The 19,885-nt window shown below is 54.3% G+C and carries 11 protein-coding genes; 6 read left to right on the top strand and 5 right to left on the bottom strand.

Features of this window, described 5'->3' with window-relative positions; all coding sequences use genetic code 11:
- Positions 1-1,231 precede the first annotated feature (1,231 nt).
- From LOC67_RS15820 to LOC67_RS15810, 3 genes are all read right to left on the bottom strand, one after another.
- Complete coding sequence (locus tag LOC67_RS15820; protein WP_230263583.1) at positions 1,232-2,575, bottom strand: DUF1501 domain-containing protein; 1,344 nt, start codon at positions 2,573-2,575, stop codon at positions 1,232-1,234.
- Between the two features lie 31 nt (positions 2,576-2,606).
- Positions 2,607-4,865, bottom strand: coding sequence for a DUF1553 domain-containing protein (locus LOC67_RS15815; RefSeq protein ID WP_230263582.1), 2,259 nt, complete (start codon positions 4,863-4,865; stop codon positions 2,607-2,609).
- Positions 4,866-5,295: 430 nt separating this feature from the next.
- Entirely contained in the window at positions 5,296-7,572 is a 2,277-nt protein-coding gene (locus tag LOC67_RS15810) for a diguanylate cyclase domain-containing protein (protein ID WP_230263581.1), read from the bottom strand.
- A gap of 387 nt (positions 7,573-7,959) precedes the next feature.
- Here LOC67_RS15810 and LOC67_RS15805 point away from each other — a divergent pair, with 387 nt between their 5' ends.
- On the top strand, positions 7,960-8,415 hold the full coding sequence (locus LOC67_RS15805; RefSeq protein ID WP_230263580.1) for a sigma-70 family RNA polymerase sigma factor: 456 nt from the start codon (positions 7,960-7,962) through the stop codon (positions 8,413-8,415).
- A gap of 5 nt (positions 8,416-8,420) precedes the next feature.
- Complete coding sequence (locus LOC67_RS15800; protein ID WP_230263579.1) at positions 8,421-9,686, top strand: Gfo/Idh/MocA family protein; 1,266 nt, start codon at positions 8,421-8,423, stop codon at positions 9,684-9,686.
- Between the two features lie 351 nt (positions 9,687-10,037).
- On the opposite strand, the gene ykgO is transcribed toward LOC67_RS15800, so the two are convergent.
- Positions 10,038-10,190 carry a type B 50S ribosomal protein L36 gene (ykgO, locus tag LOC67_RS15795; RefSeq protein ID WP_094417406.1) on the bottom strand — a complete coding sequence of 51 codons (153 nt, stop codon included), beginning with the start codon at positions 10,188-10,190 and terminating at the stop codon, positions 10,038-10,040.
- Positions 10,191-10,756: 566 nt separating this feature from the next.
- On the opposite strand from ykgO, the gene larC reads away from it, so the two are divergent.
- From larC to LOC67_RS15775, 4 genes are all read left to right on the top strand, one after another.
- Entirely contained in the window at positions 10,757-11,953 is a 1,197-nt protein-coding gene (gene larC / locus LOC67_RS15790) for a nickel pincer cofactor biosynthesis protein LarC (RefSeq protein WP_230263578.1), read from the top strand.
- 291 nt (positions 11,954-12,244) lie between these two features.
- Positions 12,245-14,005 carry an efflux RND transporter periplasmic adaptor subunit gene (locus tag LOC67_RS15785; protein WP_230263577.1) on the top strand — a complete coding sequence of 587 codons (1,761 nt, stop codon included), beginning with the start codon at positions 12,245-12,247 and terminating at the stop codon, positions 14,003-14,005.
- Positions 14,002-17,247 (top strand): efflux RND transporter permease subunit, encoded by a 3,246-nt coding sequence (locus LOC67_RS15780; RefSeq protein WP_230263576.1) that lies wholly within the window; start codon positions 14,002-14,004, stop codon positions 17,245-17,247. The genes LOC67_RS15785 and LOC67_RS15780 overlap by 4 nt, the downstream gene beginning before the upstream one ends.
- Positions 17,248-17,669: 422 nt before the next feature.
- A complete protein-coding gene (locus LOC67_RS15775) occupies positions 17,670-18,404 on the top strand; it encodes a PEP-CTERM sorting domain-containing protein (protein ID WP_230263575.1) in 735 nt (244 codons plus the stop codon).
- 105 nt (positions 18,405-18,509) lie between these two features.
- Here the strand turns inward: LOC67_RS15775 and LOC67_RS15770 are convergent, their stop codons facing one another.
- On the bottom strand, positions 18,510-19,871 hold the full coding sequence (locus LOC67_RS15770; protein ID WP_230263574.1) for a rhomboid family intramembrane serine protease: 1,362 nt from the start codon (positions 19,869-19,871) through the stop codon (positions 18,510-18,512).
- Positions 19,872-19,885 lie beyond the last annotated feature (14 nt).

Raw genomic sequence — 19,885 nt, 5'->3', positions numbered from 1 at the left:
GCCTGCGGTTCCCACAGCCGTCCCATCCAAAACCGCACGCTAACGCGTAGCCGCTGATATCTGTGGCACGAACGTTCGGTTTCACCATCAGCCGCATGGCGCCAGCCTGCGGTTCCCACAGTCGTCCCAGCCAGAACCGCACGCTGGCGCGTTGCGGCTGATGTCTGTAGCGTGCACGTTCAGTTTCACCATCAGCCGCGTGGCGCCAGCCTGCGGTTACCACAGCCATCGCAACCAGAACCGCACGCTGGCGCGTTGCGGCTGATGTCTGTAGCGTGCACGTTCAGTTTCACCATCAGCCGCATGGCGCCAGCCTGCGGTTCCCACAGTCATCCCAACCAGAACCGCACGCTCGCGCGTTGCGGCTGATGTCTGTGGCACGCACGTTCGGTTTCACCATCAGCCGCATGGCGCCAGCCTGCGGTTCCCACAGCCATCCCAGCCAAAACCGCACGCTCGCGCGTCGCGGCTGATGTCTGTGGCGTGCTCTTTCGATTTCACCATCAGCCGCATGGCGCCAGCCTGCGGTTCCCACAGCCGTCCCAACCATAACCGCTCGTTGGCGAGTCGCGGTTGATGTCTGTGGCGTGCACGTTCGATTTCACCATTAGCCGCATGGCGCCAGCCTGCGGTTTCCACAGTCGTCCCAACCAAACCGCACGCTGGCGCGTTGCGGCTGATGCCTGTGGCACGCACGTTCAATCTCACCATCAGCGCGTGGCGCCAGCCTGCGGTTCCCACGGTCGTCTCAACCAAAACTGCACGCTGGCCTGTAGCAGCTGATGTCTGTGGCGTGCACGTTCAATCTCACCATCAGCCGCATGGCGCCAGCCTGCGGTTCCCACAGTCGTCCCAGCCAGAACCGCACGCTGGCGCGTTGCGGCTGATGTCTGTAGCGTGCACGTTCAGTTTCACCATCAGCGCGTGGCGCCAGCCTGCGGTTCCCACAGCCATCCCAGCCAAAACCGCACGCTCGCGCGTCGCGGCTGATGTCTGTGGCGTGCACGTTCAATCTCACCATCAGCCGCATGGCGCCAGCCTGCGGTTCCCACAGCCGTCCCAACCATAACCGCTCGTTGGCGAGTCGCGGTTGATGTCTGTGGCGTGCACGTTCGGTTTCACCATCAGCCGCGTGGCGCCAGCCTGCGGTTTCTTCAGTCGAACCACCGAAAACCGTACGTTGGCGCGTTGCGGCTGATAACTATCGAACGAATTCCGATCACGCCTCTTCTCAACCGACCGTCGACACCAACTCCCGAACTGGGCTTGAACCTTCTGGGGTTAAACGAATCGTGCGACCGTCGGGGGTCTGCAGCGTCGCACTCGGGTCAATGCCAAGCTGTGTATAGATGGATGCGGCCAAATCCGAGGGTGTAATCGGTCGATCAAGCGGGCTTTCACCCAACGCATCACTTGCACCAATAACCTGTCCGCCTCGAACGCCTCCACCGGCGATAACAACAGAAAATACGTTGGGCCAATGATCCCGCCCTCCATCAACATTGACCTTTGGCGTTCGCCCGAACTCCCCCATCACGACGACTAAAGTCTCATCCAGAAGGCCTCGCCCATGCAGGTCTTCGATCAATGTCCCCACCGCTCTGTCGAGGCTTGGGAGTAACGCATTGCGATCGCCGGGAAATCGAGAACGAAGCGTTGTAAGATCCTGATGTGAATCCCAGCCCGCGCTGTGGACAGTGACAAAGTCAACACCGCGTTCGACCAGCCGCCTCGCCAACAGGCAACCCTGACCGATCCCATGCCCACCCCCACGACCGTACCGGCGTCGTAACGATTGAGGCTCTTCGTCCAGAGAAAATGCAGACTTTGCATCCGCCGATAAAACGAGTTCGTACGCTCGTGCGAGTTGACGGTCCACATCCGCGGCCCCAGACAAACGGTCGATCGAGCGAACGAATTGTTGACGACGCGTCAGGCGATCCAAATCGATTTCCGGATAAGTTTCCAAATCACGAACCGCGAATTTCGGATCATCCAGATTGCCGCGCACTTCAAAGGGGGCGAACGTTTCGGCAAGAAAACCCTGTGGAGTCACATTGTTCGTGAACCTCGGGACCGCAATGCTTGCCGGTAACACGTTCGCCGGCAACACGCTCTCTTTTGAACGCTGTGAAGTGACCGCGGCGCCGATGGTCGGATACTTTAATGCTGCGGACGGTTTGTAGCCGGTCAATAAATAATGTGAACCGAAATTGTGTTCTCCCAGCGGTGATGTCATCGACCGAATGATCGATATCTTGTCCATCTGCTTGGCAATCAGAGGCAGGTTATCACCCAACCTTACTCCAGCAACCGAAGTCGAAATGGAATCGAACGGACCGCGAATTTCACTCGGTGCGTTCGGTTTCGGATCGAATGTTTCTAGGTGAGTCGGTCCGCCATCGAGCCAGACAAGGATGCAAGACTTAGCCCGGGAAGTTACCGCTCGTTCAATCTTATTGGCCGCGAATAATCTATGATTGCAGAACGTCAATGGGATCGCACTTGAGGCTGCCAGCGATCCGATGCGTACGAAATCACGACGCCTGAGTCCATCACAGTACTTTCGATTCATCAGTGAACTCACAAGGTTTGCAGTTTGGTCGTCATTTGATCGTCAAAAACTCACGGCTATTGCAAAGGCCCCAAACGAAGTCTTCAAACCAAAGCCGCCTGTCTTTGTCGCTGGCAATGCCCTCTAGTTGCTCCGTCCAGTAGTCTTGTTCGGATTCAGACAATTGACGCCCCAGGGCGATTTCGTAGAACCGATCGACGATAGCCAAGTTAGACGACGTGACGTTTCTATCCCCAAACCGCTTTTGCAGTTCCGCGATCCGGTTACCACTGGATTTCAGTCGAGCATTCAGCACCTCTCCGTTTATCAAGTACAACTTCTGAGCGATCCCTGAGGATGGACCGGCATCGTCTTCACAGGAAGCTGTACGATCACATCGCCCAAGCACATCCAGTGTTCGAGACTGAATCGTTGGGTCAATGATTTCTACCGCACGAGCGTCTAAGTCAGACTCTCCGTAGGTTTCCGAGAGTCCGATGACATCAGAAATCGCATCTGCCAGCACTTCCGGCGGCATCGGTTTGGCGATTCGATGTGTGTAGAACTGAGCCTGCTGCATCTGATTGAGCGGCAGACTTCGCCGAGCATACGTGTCACTACATGCAATCAACTTGATCGTCCGGCGAAAGTCATAGCCATGTCGAATGAAGTCGTTTGTCAGTTCGGTCAGCAACTCTGGGTGCGTCGCTGGGTTGGTGTCACGAATGTCGTCGACCGGTTCGATCAAGCCGCGTCCCATCAATTGTTTCCAAAGCCGATTGACCAAGGCTTTGGCGAAAAACGGATTGTCGTCGTTTGTCAGCCAGTTCGCGAAGTCGATTCTTGGATCCCGCGTTGAATCAGCCAGTTTTCGCCCATCGGGCAATCGCATTTCCGCGGGCATTAAAGTCACGGGATGTGTGACGTGGCCCCGCGGATTCAATTGAACCTGTTGTCCTGAACTTACTTTGGCAAAGATCGCGGCCAAACCGTGGTAATCGTCTTGGGTCCAGTGATCGAACGGGTGGTCATGGCAATTCGCGCATCGCAATCGAGTCCCCATGAACAATTCGCTGGAGAATTCTGCTTGCATCCGGGGACCGGAAACTGTTCGGTAGAAATTTGCTTGCCCAACCGAATGACTGTCGCCTGAAGCCAACACCAACTCGCGAGCCATCGATTGATAATTGAAATCGCCTTCAATCTTTTGTCGCAACCAACGCTCATACGCATCGAACCCCAAAAGATCGCCATTGATCGGACGTAGACGCATCATCTTAGAAAACTGAAGCGTCCAATAATCCGAGAACGCTTGTGACCCGATCAGTTCATCAACATATGCATCGACGTCCAGTTTTTCTCGACCGACCGTTGGAAGACGTCCAGTCAAATCGAGACTCAAGCGTCGTCGCAGCGTTGCATCGTTCGCACGATCACCAGATCGCAAGCCGAGCGTGTTTTGCAGATGCAGAACATGCCGATCAATCGATCCCAGCAATTCTGGTTCAGAGATTGATGAATCGATCTCGCGATCGAATGGCCGCAACAGTTCAACTGGGATGACTTTGTTGAGGTACCTTGCGATCACAATGTGTCGTCCAGGACGATTGACCGCTACCACGCCTGCTTGGCCGATCTTGACCGCAGCCTTGTCATCAGCCGTAAAGACGGTCAACCGAGTCACATCGCGTTGACTTCCGTCGGCAAAGTGCGCGACAGCCGATAGCGAAACATCCTTATTACCTTGAACCACAAGCTTTGTGGGAATGACTTCTAAAGAAAGTAACTCTGACGCGGAATCCCAACGGGCTCCGGCAGCAACCCAGTCGCGAAACGCTTCGGCACTCGGGCTTCCGTCGGCAAAGATTTGCTTTCCGCCGTGTTCGATCGACTCGGTGGCCTTTTGTAGGATCAGGCTTTGCGAGGGATCACGGAGATTGATTCTTCGTCCGCTAAGTTGACGAACGATGGAATCGTAGTCACGTTCGGGAGCACTTCCATAAAGCGACAATGCGAGCCCACCGCGTCCCGAAGCTGAACCATGGCAGGCCCCTGAATTACAGCCATGCAATGTCAGCCGCGGAACGATTTCGTTTCGGAACGAGACATCAGATTCGGAAACCGATAGTTTCCCCGAAAGCTTGCCATTCGCCTCGGTCGAAACCTCCACCGGATCCGGTTGACCGGAAATTGCGAATGGACTTGCGATCAGAACGCACGCAAGCGTTAGCAAACGGGTGGAGGTACACACAGCAACCGTCACCGAAATGCAGGGGGATGGGAACCAGCGTTCGACGCTGGTTTCCATCATACCAGTTCCCCGAGGGAACGAACGCTATCCGCCGCACCGCGTTAGCGGCGGTTTTTGCATGAGAAACCGGGGCTAACGCCCATTCGGCTGATCCAACAATCAAGTACGAATGCAGACCTATCAGCCGCACCGCGTTAGCGGCGGTTCTTGCACGAGAAACCGGGGCTAATGCCCATTCGGCTGATCCAACAATCAAGTACGGATGCAGACCTATCAGCCGCACCGCGTTAGCGGCGGTTCTTGTACGGGAAACCGGGCCTAACGCCCATCGGCTAATCCGACGATCAAGTACGGTTGGAGACCTATCAGCCGCACCGCGTTAGCAGCGGTTTTTGTACGGGAAACCGGGGCTAACGCCCATCGGCTGATCCGAACAGTACCGGGGCTAATGCCCATTCGGCTTATTGGAAAAAAATACTGGACGAACGACCTATCGATCGCTGGGCAGCAATTCACCCATCAAGTAGCAACGGAAGCTGGCGATCAATTCTTTCGCCGCATCTTTCAGGTCTCGACGTCGACGATCGCGATTCCGTATCGGTTTCAATTCGATGTGGACTTTCGTGTAGCTCGCCTGGTCTGCATTTTTGGACAACAGCTCATCTTGCTGAGCAGCACTTAGCGTCAGCACGACATGGAAGTTGATTTTGTGATCGACCCGACGCCTTCCACCCGGGCTAGGTCGCGAAGAAACCTTCAGCGAGAGTTGATTCTCGGCCACGTTGACGATCTCGGCTTGATGATCGGACACGAAGCCACGCAGCTTTTCGATTGCCAAGTCCATTGGGGTCGGCATCAGAATGTCGACATTGGTGGTCGTCGTGTCGTCGACTCCGGTCAGCCAATCGAGCCAACCCGTTTTCTGCGGCTCGGCAGCCACTTCTGACATCTTTCCAAGCCCCAGTTGGACAACTCGGTTGCGTCCGTTGTCCTTGGCTTTCAGCAACGCACGATCGGCTCTCGCAAGAATCGTTTCTGGGCTATCGCCTGACTGGAACTCTGTCACGCCGAAACTGGCGGTGATGCATTCGCCATCAAGCGATTCGACGGGCGTTTCCTCGAGTGCGCGGCGGATCACTTCGGCCCGTTTTGCGCCGGTGGCGTTATCACAGGAAGCAGACAGCAATAGGAATTCTTCGCCACCGTATCGGGCGACCAAGTCACCATCTCGACTGTGTGATTTTAGAATCCCCGCGAATACTTTCAGCGCGTCATCGCCTGCCGGATGTCCGTAGGTATCGTTGATGCGTTTGAAATGATCGATATCACAGATCATCAACGAGAACGTCGCACCACCTTTCCCCGTTTGCTCGACAAGCTTTCGCAGCGTTTCGTCAAAGTGGGCACGGTTTGAAACCCGCGTCAATGGATCCAGTCGCGTTTCTCGGTGAAGCGAACTGAGACGTCGTTCTAAGTTTTTTCGATCCGACAAATCATGAATGACGATCACAGTGCCGATCGACCCGGGGCGTTGACCCAGAACTGGTGCGACTTCGACGTGCACCGAGATCGGTTCGCTTCCAGGAGTCTCGATCACCATATTGCGGCGAATCGGTTCGCCCGTCTGCAAACACTCTTGCAAGGGACAGACGGTCTCTTCGTCGCGATTCACATCCGTATCCCGCATGCGCAATGCGGCCGCCGACCATTGTTTTCCAACCATCGCTTCGGCTGGGAAACCGGTCATCCGTTCCATTGCCGAATTCCAAATCTCGATGTTGCCTTCGGCATCGGTGTACGTCACGCCGTCTTTAAGCGATCGATGCAACTGAGTGTTGAAGAGCGTCTCGCGTCGAACGGTTTGACGCTTGCTTCGTTTCTGTGAATCACGCGAACCTGAAAATGATGTTGAACCGGTCCAATATTCGCTTGAATCCTCGGGACGCAATTGCTGCAGCCAACGATGCACGATCGTCCCCTGCAGGATTTCAGGCTTCGATTCCAGTAGGCGGCTGAACTCGCTGACAAGCGACGGATCAAACTGTGTCCCTGCGTTTCGAACCAACTCGGCCAAAGCACCGTCACGGCTCATCGCTGCCCGATAGACCTGTTCGGTTGTCATCGCATCGAAAGCGTCCGCGATCGACAGCATGCGCGAACCGAGTGGCAGCGCGTCTTTTCGGGGTGCTTCATCGTCTCGGCGGCTGTCGTACCAGACGTTTCCATATCGGACGATGTCCAGCAATTCGACATCACTTGTACAGCCCTGCAGAATTTGACAGCCCAGCGCAGGGCAAGTGTCCATGACGAGCTGCTCGTCGATGGTTAATTTTCCTGGCTTTCGAAGAATCCGGTCAGGGACACCGATTTTCCCGATGTCATGTAGCAATGCGGCGACTTCGATACGATCACGGTGATCCGGATGCAGCCCCATCGATTCGGCCCAACTGCTGCAAAATAGGGCGACGCGCAATCCGTGAGCCGCGGTAGCGGCGTGTTTCGCTCGAAGCGCATAGTAGAGCGACGTGGCGACGCCCAATCGCACGGCGGCAAGCCGGTTTTCGACTGCCAAAATGGGATCGTCTTGTCCCGATGAGTTGACTTCGTTGGAAACAGCTTGAGCAGCAAATTGCAGGTTTGCAAGCATCGCGGCTATGTCCGGTCCAACGGACGAAGTCCCCTGCGTACCATTCGAGGGGCTGCTTCCGCCGGTCGGTGCGCCTAGTTGGGTGGTGCCGGTATTTTGCAGGCTGTGCGGTTGAGTCATCGGGGTCAAAGCGAGAAGTTCAGTGCAACGAAGATTTCCTATCGAGCAAACATAGGTCACGACAGATTCGGTGCCTGCGAATTGAGGGTCAGCCCTCCACCACCACGTAACCGCTACAATTGCTCCCCCCCGACCAATCTAAGGTGGCGTCGGTGGACACTCTGTATGGTCAAAAGCTTGCGATTGTCACTTGGTCTACCTAGGATAAGGGGAGTTCTGCTGGGCGAAGGATCTCGCCGGAGAGTTACGCAGCAACACCGGCTTTAGACGAGCCTCTCCTTTGGTACCGGCACCGTGAGTCTTTCAGAGATAGATCGAATACTGCTCCAACGTTGCATCGATGGGGCACCGCGCGCTTGGCAAGATTTTGTTGAGCGATTTCTTGGCTTGGTTATTCATGTCGCCAACCACACCGCCCAATCACGCGGCATTAAACTGGACGAATCGCTTCGTGACGATTTGGTTTCCGAAGTGTTCCTTGTTCTGATCGCCAATGACCGCGGCGTGCTCCGACGGTTTCGACGCAACAGTTCGTTGGCAACGTATCTGACGGTCATCGCACGTCGTGTGATCGCCCGTCGGCTCTCCGCCTTGGTGGACAATCAACAAGTCGACATTGATGAATCCAAGCTGCAAGCGGCCGAATCAGCAACGCGGATCGAAAATCGCGAAGAAGTCGAGCGGCTGATGGAGCGGCTCGACCCTCAGGAATCCAATGTCGTTCGGATGTACCATCTCGAAGGCAAAACTTATCACGAAATCAGCCAAGTCACCGGTGTTTCGGAAAACTCCATCGGACCATTGCTAAGCCGCGCGCGACAAAAGATGCGAGAGGGTGCTTGAACAAGATGGCAAATCACAAGGATGCGGCCCACTTCGCGAGGCGTAGCTTTATCAAGGACGGCGGATTGATCATCGCCGGTGGTGCCATCGGCAGCTCCATCGCAACACAGGCCTCGTCCGCCGCAGTTGCCAATCGGAATACGGAAATTCGCATCGGTGTGCTCGGATGCGGTCGTCGCGCCAAAGAAGTCGTCTCTGCAGCGATTGGCATACCTGGTTTCAAAGTGACCGTTGCAGGCTTGGCAGATCGATTCGGTTCACAGACCCAGTCCATGTTTCGCATGCTGAAAGGTCGCCATGCGGACCATATTGAAAAATCGTGCATTCGTGCAAGCGGCCAAGACGCACTCGATCAATTATTGGTCGCTGATATCGATGCGATCTACGTCACCACGCCTCCGGTCGAACGGGCCGCGGTCGTCCGTAAAATCGTCGCCGCAGGAAAGCACGTCTTCTTGGAAAAACCGCTTTCGAGCGACTTGGAAGACGTCCTGGCAATGAACGCGATTGCCTCCGAAGCACAGCGACAACGCCTGACGATTCACACCGGCTTTCAACGCCGTTATGACCCTCGCGTCATCGATTCGATTGAACAGTTTCAAGCCGGTTTGATCGGCGACCCGGTGTTCGCAAAGGCCTATTGCAATGGCGGCCCTCTGCGAAAGCGATCGACGCGCTCAGGAGAGTCTGCGGACGAGTATCGCATCAAGAATTGGAACCACTTCGTCGCAACCGGCGGTGACTTCCTGGTCGAACAGCATGTCGCAGGGTTGGACCTGATTCGTTTAGCGCTGGGCAAAATGCCGGTCGCCGCGCAAGGCCAAGGCGGCTGGTCCGAATCGCGGCCGATGGAATCAGCCGAAAATGAAGTCGATCAGTTGGGCCGCGAAGTCTTCGACCACCAAACGGTTGAATACGACTTTGGTGACGTCATGCTACTCTCACAATGCCGACGAGTCGCCAAAGGCTGGAATGCACTCGGTGAGTCGATTCATGGGACAAAGGGAATCTTGGATTTAGCGGCTGGCAAAGCTTTCAACCGAAATGGCGATCTGATTTGGGAGTCCTCGGCTCACTCCAATGCTAAGGCCAACACGCTCGCGCAGCAAAACGCCTTCCTGACATCCATTCGTGATCAGAAAGCGGAAACCCAAATTGAGTCTGCCGCACAAAGCACACTGATCGCACTGCTAGGCCAGCAGGCAACGATCAGCAAACGCCGTGTACGAATGGACCAAATGCTGGTGCAAGCGGTTTCCCAGATGAGCTAAGTCTTCAAAAAACTAGCTCTCGCTGAACAGGCCGTTGCTTTCCCTTTTAGCCCTTCACCCCGTGAAGACAGCGTTCGACCGACAGCATGCTAAGCAATCTTATAGTGCTAGTTGGGATAGCGCAAACGCCCCAATTCCCCAACGATTAGCGCAGCAGAAAACCCACACAACCCAAAAATCGATCGAATTGTTGCGTGGGTGTTAGGTGACGAATTCGTGATGGTGGATGCAATCGCTTTTATCCACCACAATGGCCAATCGTTTAACTGCGATCGACCACGATTCGGCTGAGCTATTTCTCGATGGTTAATAAGTCACGCAAAACAAGCGTGACGAACCATCCTCCTCAGATTAGCGACGGGTCTTTTTGACCTTCGCGCCACCTTGGCGGACTTTGAATTTTGGATTGCTCTTGCAGATCACGTAGACTCGGCCACGTCGTTTTACAACTTGGCAGTCAGGGTGACGATACTTAAGAGCTCCGATGCTGCTGACAACTTTCATGGGTCTAATTCCTGTCAATCGCGTCCTATGCAATCGATTCGGACGCTTCGAATTTCATTTTCGACCTTCACCTTTTTCCATGGAGGTGAAAATCGCAGCAATTGGCTGATTGTGAAGGTCGCAGAGTATAGCGATCTCGTACCGGGGTTCAACGGCAAACGGCCTGGTTCGCTATCAAAGTCAACGCAAATCTTCATGTCGGTGAATTCCCGCCCAAAATTGAGCCATTCCGGCGAATGAACAACGGGGTGACGAAACGTTATTTCGTCGTTTTCGTCGTCGAAATGCCCTACTTGCGCACGACTACTCGATATCGATACCGAATTTTGAAAGGACCTGATCATTCCGACTGGCTCTTGAACGATGTCACGAACCAGGCCGATTGCTTGGACGAGGCCCAATTTTCTGGCCTGGATATGTCGTGTTGTTCCCCCTCTGCGTACACCAATTCAATCAAGCGGCACGCCCCCACGCAGTCCAGCAGAGGGGGCTTCCCCTTTCGGTCAGAGCTTCTAATCTGACGCCCGATTCGAATTCACTTGCTCAACCTGATGGACGGACGGTCAATGACCAAGACTGCTTACTTCGATTGTCTTAGCGGTATTAGTGGCGACATGACATTGGCGGCGTTGATCGACCTAGGAGCATCGGTTGACCAGATACAGACGTCTCTGCGATCGATGGGGCTACCGGAGCTTTCGATTTCGGCTACCGATGTCAAGAAATGCGGCTTCCGTGCAAAGTCGGTCAAGATCGAGCATCCACCCGAAAAGGCTCATCGTCACCTTCATCACATCCATGCGATGATCGACGGCTCGACTGAGATTGAATCAGATGCAAAAGAACTCGCCAAACGCATCTTTGGACACGTCGCCGAGGCTGAAGCGAAGGTCCACGGAACCACGCTACAGAAGGTTCACTTTCACGAAGTCGGCGCGATCGATTCGATCGCCGATATCGTGGGTGTTTCGATTGCCATAACGCAGCTTGGCATTAAGACTGCGATGGCTTCACCGGTGCCAACCGGAACGGGCAAAATCACGATCGACCATGGTTTGGTGTCCGTGCCCGCACCGGCGACGGCTGAAATATTAAAGGGGATTCCGATCGCCGCATCATCGGTCGCCAAAGAACTAACAACGCCTACGGGAGCTGCGATCCTGAAGGAGCTTTGTCAGTCTTATGGACCGCTTCCAAACATGACGATTGATGGGATTGGCTATGGTGCCGGAACGATGGATTTGGAAGGACAACCGAACATCCTGCGAGTCCTAGTTGGTGAGCAGCACACTGATTCCGCCAAAGCGTCGGTGCAATCCGTTCACCATGATCATGTGGTCGTCCTCGAAACCAATTTGGACGATGCCACAGGTGAACAGATCTCAAACTGCTCACAACGTTTACTCAATGCCGGTGCCCTCGACGTTACACAGACGCCTTGTGTGATGAAGAAAGGTCGCAGCGGCATTTTGTTATCCGTCATCGCCAAACCAGATCAGTTAGGATTGATCGAAGAGCTTATTTTCCGGCACACTTCAGCCATTGGGATTCGTCGTCGACTGAGCGAACGCGATGTCCTGCCAAGGCGAAACGTCTCGATCGAGACGCCAATTGGCCCTGTCGCTGCAAAAGTCGTTCGACTACCTGACGGCAATGAACGGATGAAGGTTGAAGCTGACGACGCCTTTCGCTTGGCGGAAGAAAACGGCATCAGTTGCCAAGAAATCCGTCAAATGGCAGAACAAAGTTTCTCCAGAGGTTAACCGTCTACACCTGACCACAAAACAAAGCATTCGCTAGAAAGAACGGCGAACGTTTCGTTAACCCTCGCATCCATTGAGTGGCAACGCATTGCCTGCCACCCAAGTTTGGTAAGCAACAGCCATCATACATACAGCCAAAATGCATGCTGATACGATTGATGACTGCTAAACGTTAAAAGCAATGCAAACAATCAACGGGGTTTCACAAGGGTAGGCAATGAATGCCGGCCCGCATCCTCGATCATCGAAACCCTAATTCTTTTCCTATTGACGAACTTCAGCGATATCCGGATGGACCGTCCACCAAATCCACCGACGAACGATTCCGACGAAGGCTACTCATCACCATCGCGTGACCGAGAAGACAGTCAAACGACACCATCGGTGTCCGAGACTGAACAGGCCCCTGCCGAGTCTTCCGGTCGGTCCAAATCAACTCGGTTTGACCAATGGCTGCTATTTAATGTTGCCATTCCTGTACTGCTGCTACTGGTCGGCGTTTTTATCTTCAAGATGCTCGGCGTAGCGAAAGCCAAACCACTGCCGCCACCAGAGACCACCGAAGCGGCGGTTCTAGAAAGCTTGCCAGTGGTAGTAACAGAGCCGATCGAATCTCTCGAAGCGACAGGCCAACAGCTGGAACTGGTGATTGATGGCACCGTCGTTCCGTTCCAAGAAGCTCAAATTTCTGCCGAAGTTGCCGGACGCATCCTGTTTAAAAGTGAGACTTGTGAAGCCGGTCAAAGGGTTCGCAAAGGTGACTTGTTGATGCGGATCGATTCGACTGACTACCAGTTGGATGTCGAACGGCTTACACGACAACGCGAACAAGAATATCGCGCCCTTGGCGAAGTCGACCAGGAAATCATCAACACGCAGAAGTCGATGGACGTAGCGCGACAGGAAGTCCGCTTGCAACAACAGGAAGTCGAACGACAAAAACGCCTCAGTCAGTTCGGAAGCCAAAGCGAATTGGACCGCGCTAAAAGCGCATTGCTTTCGGCAACCCAGCAGCTGCTAACTTATGAGAACTCAGTCGAAACACTTCGCCGCCGGCGTTCAAAGTTGGAAGCCAGCGAACAGCTTGCGGCCACCCAATTAAAAGTCGCCGAAGTCAATCTGCAGCGCTGCAATGTCTCTGCACCGATCGACGGTGTGATCGTCAGTGAACAGGCCGACGTCAACAACTTCGTCAACCGCGGGACACCGTTGGTAACGATCGAGAACGTGTCCAAGTCCGAAGTCATCGCGAACATGCGGATGGATCAACTGCACTGGGTGATCGATCAAAAAAACGCAGAGGCCGAAGAAACGGATTCATCGCTTAGCGCATATGACTTGCCCGATACCGACGCGATCATCGAGTACTCCGTCGCCGGTCGCGAAGGGTCGACACAGCGTTGGCAGGGCAAGTTGGTTTCTTACGATGGTGTCGGAATCGACCCCAACACTCGAACGGTTCCGGTTCGAATCGTCGTCGAAGATCCAACTCGCTATATCGATCAAGACGGCCAACAACACACCGCCAATCACACGACTTCGTTGCTTCGCGGCATGTTTGTCAGCGTTCGCTTGCAGCTTCAACCGAAAGCCGACTTGGTCGTCATTCCGGCTCGTGCCCTACGCCCCGGAAACCGGGTATGGAAATTCCGCCCCGACCCACAGGTCTTGGCTGACGCGATCGAACAAGCCAAGAAGGCCGCCGAAAAAGCAAACGAATCCGCCGAAGGCACCACCGAGCCACCTTCGGCTAGCGAAGAGGTCGATTCAGATGCAGAAGAATCGGAAGTCGACTCTGAACCCTTTGACCCAGCAAAATGGACTGCAGGCTTGGTAGCCTATTCGCAAACCGTTTTCCCTATCGAATCGTTGCGGTTATCTGACAAGAAAGAATCCGATCCGAATCTCGCCCCCTCACTGCAGACAGCAGAACGCTATTGGGTCTGCGAAGCGGAACGATCGGACTTGGCAAACGGAGACTTCGTTGTTGTCTCGCCGCTAGATTCCATCCCGCCAGCCGGGCTGCCAGCGAGGGCGGAACTGAAGAAATGAAGACAGCAGTAAAATGGGCGATCAGCAATGCGCCCGGCATGAACGTCTTGATGGTCGCACTCATGCTGATCGGTGGCGCATGCCTGTATCGTATGCGCCGCGAGATGTTCCCGGAGTTTGAACTGGAAGTCGTCATGGTTTCCGTTCCCTACCCGGGCGCAACTCCGAAAGACAGCGAAGAAGCAATCTGCCAAAAGATCGAAGAAGCGATTCGTCCGATCAACGGAGTCAAAAAGGTCACTTCGATCGCGCGCGAAGGCGGTGCCTACGTCTTGGCAGAACTGCGATCAGACGTCCGCAACGTTCAAAAAGTGATGTCGGAAATCGACCGCGAAGTCGATCGAATCCCCAGCTTTCCCGATCTCGCCGAAGATCCTCAAGTCCAACAAATCACATTCCGTGATGCGGCCATTCGTGTCGGTGTGATCGGTCCCAACGTCCGTAGCCGCGAAGCCGAATTGCGACTGCGTGAAATTGCCGAAGACGTCCGCGACGATGTGCTGATGCTACCGACGGTATCGACCGCGTCGATCATGGGAACCCGTCCCTACCAAATCGATGTCGAGATCCCCGAAGCAACCCTACGCAGCCATGACCTGACGCTGAACCGCGTCGCAGACATTATCCGCCAACGGAATGTCGAACTGCCCGGCGGTCAAATGAAAACCGAAGGACAGGAGATCTTGCTGCGCGCGAAGAGCAAAGGTCGTGTTGGCGATGAAATTCGCAAGATCCCCGTCGTGACACGCAATGATGGTGTGGTCCTGACGATTGGTGATCTGGGTGAAGTCCGCGATGAATTCGAAGACTCTACAAAGGTCGGCGAAATCAATGGTGAACCCGCCATGGTCGTCAATGTGGAACGATCAAAAACCGAAGACCTCTTGGCAATGGTCGATGACGTCTATGCCTACGTTGCGCAAAAAGAACTGCCGACCGGGTATCGTTTCGAAGTCTGGAATGACACCAGTACCGAAGTTCGTGGTCGATTGGACTTGTTAAAACGAAACGGACTACAGGGTCTCGCGTTAGTCTTTCTTGTGCTGACGCTATTCCTGGAAATGCGGTTGGCTTTTTGGGTCGCACTCGGAATCCCGGTATCGATTCTAGGATCGGGTGCCGTCCTTGCGTTGGGCGATCAAACCCTCAACATGCTTTCGCTGTTCAGCTTCCTGATGGCACTGGGGATCGTGGTCGATGACGCGATCGTCGTCGGCGAGAACATCCATGCTCATAAGGGCATGGGCAAGCCACTCAAACAAGCGGCACTCGATGGAACGCTGGAAGTTTTCCCATCGGTGACCGCATCGGTTTCGACAACCATCATCGCATTCGCACCGATGTTTTTCGTCTCCGGTGTGATGGGTAAATTCATGGCGGTCATTCCGATGGCGGTGATCGCAATGCTGTTGATCTCGCTATGGGAAAGCATGTTTGTTTTGCCCAGCCACCTGTCGCATACCCACACGGGATTCTTCCGATTCCTATCGATACTTGTCTACCCGCTGCGTCCTCTGGGACTGCTATTGGGTTGGCTCAGTGAACGATTCACCGCCGGACTGGAGTGGGTTTGTGAGTCGGTTTATGTTCCGGCACTGAAATTCAGTCTTCGGCACCCAATCGTTCCGATCGCGGCTGCGACGACTCTTGCGATCGCCAGCGCAGGGCTAGTGCGTAGCGGTATCGTCCCATCGATCTTGTTCCCCGAAACGGACAACAACTTCTTGCAGGCGGTGATCACGTTTCCCGACGGAACACCAGGAATCGAAACCGATCGCGCGACGAAACGGATGGAAGAAGCGATTCGTCGTGTCAGCCGCCGAGTCGGAATGGAACGCGCGAAAGCGGAAGGCAAATCCATTGGGGAGATCTATCCGAAAAGCAGCGACGTTATCGCCGGGCCAGTCCGCTTGACGTTTCGCGAGGTCGGAAACAAAACCAACACGCAGAATCCTGTCGGCGGTGGCGGATCTTCCAGCAGCAATGTTGGACAGATCTTTGCCGAACTGTACGACACCGAAGTGCGCGACATCCACAGCAAGACCCTGTTGGCCATGTGGCGTGAAGAAGCGGGCGAATTTGCCGGTGCCGATAGCGTTTCCTACGGAAGCGTCGGTGTCGGACCGGGTGGTAAAGCGATCGAATTCAAACTGCTCGCCCCCAGCGACGACGAAAAGAGCTTGCTAGCAGCGACCGAAGCCGTCAAAGAAAAGCTGGCAACCTACGATGGTGTGTTTGATATCTCCGACGACAACACGCCCGGAAAGTGGGAATACCAATTCCGCGTCAAGGACAACGCGATCGCGACAGGCATTACCGCTTCCGATCTAGGCAACACCGTCCGCAACACATACTTCGGTGCCGAAGCGATGCGACTGCAACGCGGACGACACGAAGTCAAATTGATGGTTCGCTATCCGGAAGATGAACGACGATCGCTCGTCAATTTCCGTGAAATTCGCGTTCCCGATCCGATGGGCAACGAGCACCCGATCGAGGAATTGGCCCACGTCGAACTTAAACGTGGGTTCAGCGAAATCAACCGAGTTGACCAATTGCGTTCGATCACGATCACAGCCGACTTGGATTGGCAGCGAGCCAATGCGAATCTGATCATTGCGGATTTGCAAGACAACTATATGCCGGAGATGGCGAAGGAATTCCCCGCAGTCGAAGTCCGTTGGGAAGGCCAAGCCGAACAGAGTCGCGAATCGGTTGGTAGCTTGATGCAAGGTTTCATGGTCGCCGTTGTGGCAATGTACGTCTTGCTTGTCATTCAGTTTCGCTCCTACATCCAGCCGATCTTGATCTTGATGATCGTGCCCTTTGGAATGATCGGTGCAGTTTGGGGACACGCGATCCTAGGGCTGCCACTGACGTTCTTCAGCATGTTCGGATTGGTGGCGCTTTCCGGAGTTGTGATCAATGACTCGATTGTCTTGATCGACTTCATCAACTCGCGAGTCCGCGCCGGTGATCCACCAATGGAAGCCCTGGCCGAATCGGGGCACCGTCGATTCCGTCCGATCATGCTGACCAGCCTGACAACGGTCGCGGGATTGATTCCGTTGATGTTGGAACGGTCATTTCAAGCGCAGCTGCTGATCCCCATGGCTGCTTCGCTGGCGTTTGGACTCGCGGTCGGAACAACGTTGTTGCTGTTCTTGGTCCCGGTGTTCTATTCGCTGTACTTGAAGCTCTACCACATCATCCTAGGTTCGGTTGGGCTAAGCGAAGAGTAAGACTTGCCAACCGACTGGATGCATTGGCAAGTTGACAAAATCGCTGGTCTCGATTCGTACTCAGGTGCTCCACCGGTACTCGTACTCGTACTTGAAAACTCCCGGACGCCAACAACCAGCCCCTCACCCCCAGCCCCTCTCCCCACACGTGGGGCGAGGGGAGCCAGAAGTCTGATTGGATGGCTGGTAACTTGAGCCTCAAAGCGATTACCAAGCTCGAATTCCACAGAGGGGATCGGCCATAGCCAACAACAAGACTGTCGAATGCTAATGGAAGAGGCAGGACCCCAACGGCTAAGGTGGTGTTAAGATTCGCAGAATAGGAAAACTTAACCAAACCAGATGATTGCAATTGATAGCGAGAATTTTATCATCGCGCATGAAACTGACGCTTTACTAACGTTCACATCGTGTGAGAAGTCATGCTACGCAAACTATCCTCAGCTGTATTCGCAGCATTGCTGTTCGCCGCACAAGCGCCAGCAGCATTGATTAGCGAATTTGAGCCGAATCCGGATGGCGATGATCCCGCCAGTGTAAATTTCGAGCTTTCCGGAACCGCATTTGAGTCGTTCGATTACTGGATCTTGTCGATCGAAACCGATTCGGGAGCCTCAGTGGGCCTTGTTGACCGAGCGGCAAATGTTACGGGAACGTTTGATGCGCTGGGGCTGGCTGTCGTTACGATTCCTGACCTTGAAAACCCATCGTTCACCGTCTTGCTAACAGATACCTTCACAGGCACCGTTGGTACATCGGACGTGGACGCCGACAATGACGGTGTCGTTGACGATACATCGTTCTGGAACACTGTCGAAGACGCCCTGAGCATCGTCGATAGGGAGACAGGCGATGCCGAGTATGGTGCACAACTGGGTGGCACCAACTTTCAGTACTCCGGTGCCGAGCCATCGCTGACGTTTCGTGATCTTTCGACCGGCCAATGGTTTGCTGTGAACGATCCAGCCGTTGACGAAATTTTCAGCGCAACAGGTGATGCATACACTTCGGATGACTTCACCGGTGGTGATCCATTGCTTGCTACCTTTGGTGCACTCAACCCCACCTTGATCACCGCAATCCCCGAGCCTAGCTCCTTGGTTGCTTTGGGTGTGCTGGGTGCCTTCACCGCAGTTCGTCGTCGTCGCCGCAAGTAAGACTTGCTGTCGACCGCGATCAAATGATCATTCGAAAAACGCTCGCTTTTATGGCGAGCGTTTTTTATTTGCACCGGCTTGTTTCGGGTCATGCCCGATCAGCTCTCAGACAACTTGGCGTAGACGCTCCAAAAGTTCGTCACGCCGCTTCAATCGCGATGCGGTTGTCGGATCTAGCTCAGCACCTTCTTCTAGTACCGGTGTTTGAATCTCTTCCAATGTTTTGATTGCTAGATCCTTCCGCTTCATCACCTTGGTTTGGATCTGTGCCATCAACAATCGTCCTTCGTCGGCTTGCGGTCCGCGTTTTTCGATTAAGACCACCAAAGGGCGAATCGCATCAATCCATTGCTTTGCTTGGCCCAAGGCTTTTGCGAAGCCCATCAATGTGACCTCTGCCAAACCCGGTGAGATCTTCAGCTGGTCCATCGTTCGGAATGTTCTCATCGCTTCGACAAGATTACCGCTCTTAACACTGTCACGAAGCACGAACGCCAAGCGATTGAACTCCGGATGGGATTGGCACTTTTCGGTCAGTTCCTCACCTTCGGTTTTATGCACTCGCTTAAACCGTCGCTTTTGCCGACCGCCTTCCTGTTTGCGTTTTTCCTGACGCTGTTTCCGCTCTTGTAAATTCGACTTACAGAAATCAGGCAAGCGAGTCGCGCCATAGCGTGCCGCATTGTCGACGTCACCACCTTCCATCTGCAAGGCACTGGTGACAGGGTCAAAATCATCCTGGACTCTCAGTGCATCTCGCTGCCGCTGCTTCTCACCGTACAGCATTGGATACTTTTTTAGCCAATCGTTTCGGGAAACGGCGTCCCAACCTTCACAGTCGACGATGTCGTGCCGCAAACAATAGCCGCCGACAAAGAACCCCAAAACCGTTCCGATCACATGACTGAGTGCACCCGACATCGTAAAACCGCTAAGCAACACCGCTAGGATGTCGGCCATAATGAAGTACAACGCAAAGACCGCGACCGGTGTCTCCAGTCGCCACACAAAGAAAAACCAGTGCACATCGTTGTCGGGCGCCCAAAGGATCGCGATCAGCATTAACCCAGCGATCGCTGCGGAGGCCCCCATCGCGGGAAGTTCGCTGCCTAAGACGAACATTCCGACCTGAGTAATCGCGGCGACGCCAACGCCGATCGCGAAATAGATCGATGCAAATTTGACCGAACCAATTTTGCCTTCGACGATCACGCCGAACACAAACAAGAAGAACATGTTGCTGAGCAGGTGAAACGGATTTGCGTGCATGAACAAACTTGTCAGCCACTGCAACGGATTGATCTGATCGGGCATCAAGACCAACCATTCAAACTGCTCGAAATCCATCCCACTGGAAAAGAACTGGATGACCAGCGCGATGAAGACGACCACATTGGTCGCAATCAATCCGGCCGTCACGACGGGCCAATGATAAAGCGGCGCGTCGGTGCTGTAGGGGATGATCATGAAGCAGCTCGATC

This window comes from Stieleria sp. JC731, assembly GCF_020966635.1.
Taxonomy (GTDB): Bacteria; Planctomycetota; Planctomycetia; order Pirellulales; family Pirellulaceae; genus Stieleria.
The sequence above is the reverse complement of the archived record's forward strand: the minus strand, read 5'-3'. Positions and strand labels throughout refer to the sequence as shown.

Excerpts from the sequence above, each read along its gene's own strand:
- LOC67_RS15820 (WP_230263583.1), bottom strand. The coding sequence starts at position 2,575 with ATGAATCGAAAGTACTGTGATGGACTCAGGCGTCGTGATTTCGTACGC.
- LOC67_RS15815 (WP_230263582.1), bottom strand. The coding sequence starts at position 4,865 with ATGATGGAAACCAGCGTCGAACGCTGGTTCCCATCCCCCTGCATTTCG.
- LOC67_RS15810 (WP_230263581.1), bottom strand. The coding sequence starts at position 7,572 with ATGACTCAACCGCACAGCCTGCAAAATACCGGCACCACCCAACTAGGC.
- LOC67_RS15800 (WP_230263579.1), top strand. The coding sequence starts at position 8,421 with ATGGCAAATCACAAGGATGCGGCCCACTTCGCGAGGCGTAGCTTTATC.
- ykgO (WP_094417406.1), bottom strand. The coding sequence starts at position 10,190 with ATGAAAGTTGTCAGCAGCATCGGAGCTCTTAAGTATCGTCACCCTGAC.
- larC (WP_230263578.1), top strand. The coding sequence starts at position 10,757 with ATGACCAAGACTGCTTACTTCGATTGTCTTAGCGGTATTAGTGGCGAC.
- LOC67_RS15785 (WP_230263577.1), top strand. The coding sequence starts at position 12,245 with ATGGACCGTCCACCAAATCCACCGACGAACGATTCCGACGAAGGCTAC.
- LOC67_RS15780 (WP_230263576.1), top strand. The coding sequence starts at position 14,002 with ATGAAGACAGCAGTAAAATGGGCGATCAGCAATGCGCCCGGCATGAAC.
- LOC67_RS15775 (WP_230263575.1), top strand. The coding sequence starts at position 17,670 with ATGCTACGCAAACTATCCTCAGCTGTATTCGCAGCATTGCTGTTCGCC.
- LOC67_RS15770 (WP_230263574.1), bottom strand. The coding sequence starts at position 19,871 with ATGATCATCCCCTACAGCACCGACGCGCCGCTTTATCATTGGCCCGTC.